The following is a 1,999-nucleotide window of genomic DNA, read 5'->3' on the forward strand; positions in this document are numbered from 1 at the left end:
TATAAATTGTTTTATTAAACCATCTAATTTTGAAACCATCGTTAGCCATACGTTCCCAGACCGTAGCCTCTGAAATAAATTTTTCTCCCTCAAACTCATCAAATTTATATCTTTTTAGTATATCTGTATAAAAAACTTCAGCTTTATCCCCATTAATATTAAACTTATTACGCTCTAGTGAAGTGGCATCTATGTATTCACCATTAAATGTGGTTCCTAAGATGTCATTTTTGCTCTTTCCGCGATTCCCAGAAACACCACAAAATAATTTTTTATCTGACAGGCTTTTCTCCCATTCAACTATACTTTCAAGAGCATCATTCGTAAGGTAATCATCTGAATCAACAATAAAAAATAACTCTCCATTTGCCATATCTGTTGCCCTATTAATTGCTCTGTGCTTTCCACCATTTTCATATTTTATATATCTGATAGGGAAAGAATTTTCTTCACTCATCCATTTTTTAAATAATTCCTCAGTATTATCTTTAGATCCATCATCGATTACCAACCATTCAAAATCATTAAATGTTTGTTGTTGTAATGACCTATATAGTTTTTCTACAATATATCCCCTATTAAAGGTTGGGGTGAACACCGTGATTTTCATTGGACTATCCCCCATCGACATGTTCTTACACAATGTCTTGTCTATTATTGTTATTAGTTTTACTATTTTCGACTGAATAAAAATATCGATTTATACATCTAATACTAAACCCTTGTGTAAAAGGTAAAATATTAAATAAACTGGAGTAAACACCTATATCTTTTGTATCCCCCTGTGAAAAGTCAATAGAGCCATTTCGTCTTGTTACACTCATTAAGTAATTAATAGCTTTTTTTGTACTTTCTATGCATTTATCTGAAATACTATTAATAGTTGATGCATTTAACAGAAACCATGCTAAAGTTGATGTAGCAGATGAGTCTGGTCTACATTCAGCTCTAGTTACCGTCCAATTCCAACTACCGTTATTTTGTTGGAATTTAAAGACAGCTTGTGCAAATCTTTTAATACTGTTTTCTAAAATTAATTTATATTTATGGCTATTTGGCAATTCCGACCAAGCATCTATGAGTCCAATTGCATACCATCCAAGACCTCTTCCCCAACCATATAAACCAAGGGGAACATTGTTTTTTATATTATAGGAATGGCACGGTATGTTAATACCCTCCAACATACCATGTTTTTCATAAAACAGAATTTGATTAACTGCCAAATCAATACATTCTTCTTTACGGTACCTAGTTCCATAAGAGACCAAAAATGGACAAATGAATCCTATAGTATCTACATATCTATAAACCTTCATTGACTTTCTGTATTCAATGGTACCATCTTGGCCAATATGTTCCTTAATTAGATCCCAAGTAGAATCTAGCGCTTTTTTATATTTATCAATATTAATAAAATTAATTTTCATTATTGAGTAAGCTAATATCGCTCCGTCTACATTTTCGGGCCTTTTAAGCCAATCACCGTTACTATCAAACTTTCGGTCCAAAAATCCTTGTAGTTCATTTTTCACTTTGGGATCATCGTTATAATTAAGATATTCAGAAAGCCCTAATATTAAGGATGCCTCTTGCCAATGCTGGATTGCACTGTTCGAATAATTACCCTTTAATATATCAATTATTATTAACCTTGTATTATCTGTAACTTGAATTTTGGGTGTTTTCTTAATCCATTTTGTGCCTTTATTAATAATTGCCTTGTTCCAATTTAATTTATCCTGATAACTCCCAATCCTAATTCTTAAAATCCAAACTTTAATAATAGGTACTAGATCAATAAACATTACTATCAAAGCAAGGAAAAGAAATATTAAAAGCAAACCTTGTAAGACCATGGTAGTATCCTTTCGTACGAAGTAATATAAATTATTTTAAATAGACTCTAGACTCTTTGTATCTATAGGAATTTTGTGGTGTAAATTAACTAAAAACGAGTTAAGCAATGCCTGTTTTTTCCATAAATTATTTGTCATAT

General features: G+C 31.2%; 2 protein-coding genes. Both read right to left on the minus strand.

The genetic code is table 11. From position 1 onward, the window contains the following. Window positions 1-610, minus strand: a 610-nt coding sequence (locus V7266_RS29495) for a glycosyltransferase family 2 protein (protein WP_335472770.1), incomplete at its 3' end; no start/stop codon positions are given. A 25-nt stretch (window positions 611-635) separates the two neighbouring features. Then, on the minus strand, window positions 636-1,859 hold the full coding sequence (locus tag V7266_RS29500; RefSeq protein WP_335472771.1) for a glycoside hydrolase family 88 protein: 1,224 nt from the start codon (window positions 1,857-1,859) through the stop codon (window positions 636-638). Window positions 1,860-1,999: the final 140 nt, after the last annotated feature.

Origin of the sequence: Neobacillus drentensis, from assembly GCF_036965645.1 — a bacterium.
GTDB lineage: Bacteria > Bacillota > Bacilli > Bacillales > Cytobacillaceae > Neobacillus > Neobacillus drentensis_D.

Coding starts and splice junctions, on each gene's coding strand:
- V7266_RS29500 (WP_335472771.1), bottom strand. CDS start 1,859: ATGGTCTTACAAGGTTTGCTTTTAATATTTCTTTTCCTTGCTTTGATA.